Source organism: Pantoea leporis, from assembly GCF_028048155.1.
GTDB lineage: Bacteria > Pseudomonadota > Gammaproteobacteria > Enterobacterales > Enterobacteriaceae > Pantoea > Pantoea leporis.
The window spans coordinates 1-6,199 of sequence record NZ_JALMEU010000016.1; the positions used below are offsets into that span (position 1 = coordinate 1).

A 6,199-nucleotide genomic window follows, 5' to 3' on the forward strand; every position below is an offset into this window, starting at 1 on the left:
TCCACCGATGACACCACCCCAACCCTGCGCGGCACCGGTCCGGCCAACGGCACCATCACCCTGCGCTATAAAATGGACGGCGGCAGCTACGCCTCCACCACGGTGAGCGTGGACAATGCAGGCAACTGGTCATGGACGCCGGATACGCTGACAAAAGGCAGCTGGACCTTTGAGGTGCAGAAAGCCGGGCAGAACGACTGGAGCAGCTTCACGCTGACCATCGATCCGGACCTCGATCGCTACCCGACCATCGACAGCGCGCTGGATAACGCGGGCCCGGTGACCGGCAGCCTGAGCAGCGGCGCGTCCACCGATGACACCACCCCAACCCTGCACGGCAGCGGCCCGGCCAGCAGCACCATTACGCTGCGCTACAAGCTCGGCAGCGGCAGCTACGCCTCCACCACGGTGAGCGTGGACGGCAACGGCAAGTGGACGTGGACGCCGGATACGCTGGCAGAAGGCAGCTGGACCTTTGAGGTGCAGAAGGCCGGCCAGAGCGACTGGAGCAGCTTCACGCTGACCATCGATCCAAACCTGGATCGCAACGCTACCATCGACAGCGCGTTCGACAACGTCGGCCCGGTGACCGGCAGCCTGAGCAGCGGCAGCAGCACCGACGACACCACGCCGACCCTGCGTGGCAGCGGCCCGGCCAACAGCACCATTACGCTGCGCTATAAAATGGACGGCGGCAGCTACGCCTCCACCACGGTGAGCGTAGATGTTAACGGCACCTGGTCGTGGACGCCGGATACGCTGGCAGAAGGCAGCTGGACCTTTGAGGTGCAGAAGGCCGGCCAGAACGACTGGAGCAGCTTCACGCTGACCATCGACCCGGACCTCGATCGCTACCCGACCATCGACAGCGCGCTGGATAACGAGGGCCCGGTGACCGACACGCTGCGCAGCGGCGACACCACCGACGACAGCACGCCGACCCTGCGCGGCACCGGCGTGGCCAACAGCGTCATCACCCTGCGCTATAAGCTCGACAGCGGCAGCTACGCCAGCACCACAGTAAACGTGGACGGCAGCGGCAAGTGGACGTGGACGCCGGATACGCTGGCCAGCGGCAGCTGGACCTTTGAGGTGCAGAAGGCCGGCCAGAACGGCTGGAGCAGCTTCACGCTGACCATCGACCCGACCGTGGACCACGATGCCGTGATCACCAGCGCCTGGGACGATTTTGGCGCCGTAACCGGCACCATTGCCAACGGCGGGATCACCGACGACAGCACCCCGACGCTACGCGGCACCGGCCCGGCCAACAGCAGCATCACGCTGAAGTACAGCAACGGCGACCGCAGCATCGGCGTCACGATTAAAGTCGACGCCAGCGGTAACTGGACGTGGACCGCGCCAGAGCTGGAGGAGGGACACTGGACCTTTGAGGTGAAGAAGACTGGCCAGGAAAGCGCGAGCCGCTACGAGCTGACCATCGATGCCAACGCGGACCGCAACGCCAGCATCGACAGCGCGTTCGACAACGTCGGTCCGGTGACCGGCAGCCTGAGCAGCGGCGCGACCACCGATGACACCACGCCAACCCTGCGCGGTACCGGCCCGGCCAACAGCGTTATCACCCTGCGCTACAAGCTCGGCAACGGTGGCTACACCCTCGACAGCGCGAGCGTGGATGCAGACGGCAACTGGTCATGGACGCCGAATACGCTGGCGAAGGGCAGCTGGACCTTTGAGGTACAGAAGCCCGGCCAAAACGGCTGGAGTAGCTTTACGCTGACCATTGATCCAACCGTGGATCGCAATGCGACTATTGACTACGCCTATGATAATTATGGGGATGTGAAAGGCTTGATCGCGCGTGGTGGTATCACCGATGACGCCACCCCAACCCTTTCCGGTACCGGCCCGGCCAACAGCGTGATCTCCTTACGTTATAAGCTCGGCAGCGGCACCTACACTACGACCAGCGTCAGTGTCGATGCCAGCGGCAACTGGAGCTGGACGCCGGATGCGCTGGCGAAGGGCAGCTGGACTTTTGAGGTACAGAGGGCCGGTCAGAGCGACTGGAAAAGCTTCCAGCTCACCATCGAACCTACCGCCGACCGCAAGCCGATCATTGAAAGCGCATGGGATGACTTCGGTGCCACCACCGGCCTTATTGCCAATGGCGGCACCACCGATGACAGTACGCCGACCCTGCGCGGCACCGGCGCGGCGAACAGCACGATATTGCTGCGCTATTTCCGCCTGGCCACCATGTATGAAGACACCATCAACGTTGACGCCAGCGGTAACTGGACATGGACTGCGCCAGAGCTCATTGACGGCCAGTGGACCTTTGAGGTGAAAAAACAGGGGGATTACAAATGGAACAGTTATGAGCTGACCATTGATTCCAACGCGGACCGTGACGCCACCATCGACAGCGCGCTCGACAACGCGGGTCCGGTGACCGGCAGCCTTGCGAGCGGCGCCACCACCGATGACACCACGCCAACCCTGCGCGGCAGCGGCCCGGCTAACAGCGTCATCACGCTGCGCTATAAGCTCGGTAACGACAGCTACGCCTCCACCACCGTAAACGTAGACGGCAGCGGCAAATGGACGTGGACGTCGTCCGCGCTGGCGACAGGCAGCTGGACCTTTGAGGTGCAGAAAGCTGGCCAGAGCGACTGGAGCCGCTTCCAGCTGACCATCGACCCGACGCTGGATATGCAGCCCATCATCGACGATGCCTGGGATAATTTTGGCGCGGTCACCGGCAGCCTGAAGAACGGTGACACCACCGACGACAGCACGCCTACCCTGCGCGGACGTGGCGTGGCCGGCACCATCATCCACATCGAGAGATGCCTGTCGGGTATGCAGTGGGCGAGCGTGGGCAGCACCGTGGTGAAAGCCGACGGCACCTGGGAGTGGACCTCACCGGCGCTGAGTAGCAGCAATACGTGGAACTTCCAGGCCCGCGCGCAGACCGGCGATCATTACAGCGCGTGGAGCGACGAATTCGTAGTGGAATACGTCGCGGCAGCGCCTGGCGCGCCTGTCATCATCGATGCGTTTGACGATTTTGGTACCGAGACCGGCAGCCTCGCCAGCGGTGATACTACCGATGACCAGACGCCGACCCTGCGCGGCACCGCGCTGGCAAACAGCGTGGTGATGATCCGTGCACAGCATGCGGCGGGTGAGAAAATCTTCAGCGTGAAAGCCAGTGCGGATGGTAACTGGAGCTGGACGCCGTAAAAGACGCTGGCGAAGGGGGACTGGGATTTCCAGGTAAAAAATTCTGGCGCAGAAAGCTGGGGTCAAACATTCGAATTGAATTTGGATAGAGGTCCTGTTAAAAGTTCAATAATTGATTTTGAGAGATTTGATGCGGGTGATGTTGAACCTGGAAATATATATTTTTTTGAGGATGATTATATTTTCCGAGTATCTGATTTTTGGGGAGATTATAAACTCTCTCATGTAGTTGACACGCCAGATGATGCTCCTGATATGTTTGGAGATAAATGTTTTGTTATAGGAGAGGCTACTAAAGCCATCGTAGGAAACAATCTTGTCGGAGATTTTCTTCTGTTCGATAATTTCAAATGTGACATTTGGAACAGAGCAAATTATGACGTTAGAATAGAAGGCCTTTATATATCAAACAAAAAAGCGGGTAACCCGCAGGAATTTACAATTATCATAAAAGCTGGAGAAGTTTTGTCGCTAAATATGCAAGATTATTTTGAAGATAAGTCCCTACAGCCTGAGATATATCATATAAGTTTTAAGTTTCAGCAATACATGCATGATCTTTATATAGATAATTTAACTATTGAATACAGCCCTAACGCAATCGAACCTTCAGCGGATAAAGTAGAAAACCTCGTCCACGTCCTTGACGGCGTCGACGCATTAACCGAGCACGCCATCATCGGCAGTGAAACGCAGGTGGATACCTTGCAATTAACCGGCAAAGATCAGCTGCTCGATTTATCTCAGCATAAAGCAGAGATTCAGTCGGTGGAGATCTTTGATATTCGCGGCAGCGGGGATAATACGCTGAAAATCGATCTGAATGCGCTGCTGCATTACGGCGAAAAAGATCTGTTTATCGAAGACGGTAAAACCCAGCTGATGGTGAATGGCGATGCCGGCGATGTGGTGCAGCTGAAAGATATTCTGCCGGAAGGCAGCGATATCAGCGAATGGCAGCATCAGCAGGGCACCGTGACGGTTGCGGGCGTGGAGTACGAGGTGTACAGCCACGGCGACGACGCGGAACTGCTGGTGCAGCAGGGGGTGAAAACCGAGCTGATTTAACGGTTAGATCCTCTATCATCTGTCTGGAAAGCCACCGAAGTTCGGTGGCTTTTTTTTGCTGTTTAGCCACTCAGAACGTGCCGGCACCATGTCTTGGCGGGTATTACACGGCCAGCCTCTGCGGCTGCGGTTAACTCATGTGGTCGTATCCGCCCGCCCGGCCCTTCTCCCCTTTTCTCTCTCTCCGTTCCTCCAGGAGTTTTCCTCCTTTGCAGACGGTTCTTGATACAGGCCCGTAACACGCTGCTCTACCATTCCCGCCGCTGTGCGATGTCGTGTAAACCGCGCCGCACTTACATTGACAACACATTATGGACGATCCTTATGATTGATTTATTTGCACGCAGCCAGACCCTTTACTTTGAAAACGCCGACGGCAAGCTGGTGTTTGGTAACAAAGAGAAGCTGGAGCCCGGTGGCTTTATTGAGCTGGTCATCGGCACCGACACCTTCCGCGTCCCCGTAGACGACAAAGGCTTTTACCGCTGGGAAGCGCCCTCCGCCTACGCCGACGGCCACTACAGCTTCTCAATCCGCCACTTTGATAACGCCGGCAACCGCAACCCGCCGACGCTCGGCACTGTGATTGTTGACACCAGCGCCCCCGCCGCCCCTGAACTGCTGAACCTCTACGACGACCAGGGCGACAAAACCGGCAGCTTCGACGCCGGCAAGTCCACCGACGACAAACGCCCGACGCTGACCGGCATCGCGCAGAAAGGCAGCACCGTTTACCTGCTCAACGACAAAAATGAAAAAATCGGCAGCGCAGTGGCGGACAAGGTCACCGGCAAGTGGGTGATGGAGCCGGCGCAGGACTTAAAAGACGGCAGCAACAGCCTGCGCCTGATGGCCGAAGAGACCTTTGGTAAACAGCTGCGCGCCGGCACGCCGTCTGCGCCGTTCAACATCATTACCGGCAACGGCAGCGCGCAGGTTGAACACACCGGTGACGCGGCCGCCGCGCCGGTCAGCGAGGCCGCACCGGCCGCCACCGAACCGCTGGCCCGCAGCAAGACCCTCTACTTTGAAAGCGCCGACGGCAAACTGGTGTTTGGTAACAAAGAGAAGCTGGAGCCCGGTGGCTTTATTGAGCTGGTCATCGGCACCGACACCTTCCGCGTCCCGGTAAACGATGAAGGCTTTTACCGCTGGGAAGCGCCGACGCCCTACGCCGACGGCGAGTACAGCTTCTCCATCCGCCACTTTGACAACGCCGGCAACCGCAACCCGCCGACGCTCGGCACCATGATTGTGGATACCACCGCGCCGGACGCGCCGGAGCTGATTAACCTCTACGACGACCAGGGCGCCGTGACCGGCAGCTTTGACGCCGGCAAGGCCACCGACGACAAACGCCCGACGCTGACCGGCATCGCGCAGAAAGGCAGCATCGTTTACCTGCTCAACGACAAAAATGAAAAAATCGGCAGCGCGGTGGCGGACAAGATCACCGGCAAGTGGGTGATGGAGCCATCGCAGGACTTAAAAGACGGCATTAACAGCCTGCGCCTGATGGCCGAAGAGACCTTTGGTAAGCAACTGCGCGCCGGCGCGCCTTCGGCGGCGTTTGACATCGTGATTGCCGGCGACAACGTCACGGTTACCATTACCGATGCGTTTGACGACGCGGGCAGCTTCACCGGCGCGCTCGGCAACGGCGCGCTCACCGATGACGCCACGCCGACCCTGCGCGGCGAGGTCTACGCCGCTGAAACCGTTATCGTCTATTACCGCCTCGCCGGCAGCCCGACCTGGGCCGGCAGCGCCACCGCCACCCTCAGCGGCGACACCTGGAGCTGGACGCCGGGCAGCAACCTGCCGGCCGGCCGCTATGAGTTCCAGGCCAGCACCGGCGACGTCGCCTCGGCGCTGTTTGAGCTGGAGATCGTCAGCCCGGCCGATATTGCCCTGCGCA

3 protein-coding genes are annotated in these 6,199 nt (G+C 59.3%); all 3 read left to right on the forward strand.

The genetic code is table 11. The features are described 5' to 3' along the window. Positions 1–3,213 (forward strand): Ig-like domain-containing protein (locus MWH02_RS22895; protein ID WP_271461510.1); only part of this gene is annotated, 3,213 nt, incomplete at its 5' end. 549 nt (positions 3,214–3,762) lie between these two features. Continuing rightward, entirely contained in the window at positions 3,763–4,281 is a 519-nt protein-coding gene (locus MWH02_RS22900; protein ID WP_271461511.1) for a hypothetical protein, read from the forward strand. 270 nt (positions 4,282–4,551) lie between these two features. Beyond that, a partial coding sequence (locus tag MWH02_RS22905) for an Ig-like domain-containing protein (RefSeq protein ID WP_271461512.1) occupies positions 4,552–6,199 on the forward strand: 1,648 nt, incomplete at its 3' end.

What these genes read in the sequence shown, in the direction of transcription:
- MWH02_RS22900 (WP_271461511.1), top strand. Translation starts at nt 3,763, where the DNA reads ATGCATGATCTTTATATAGATAATTTAACTATTGAATACAGCCCTAAC.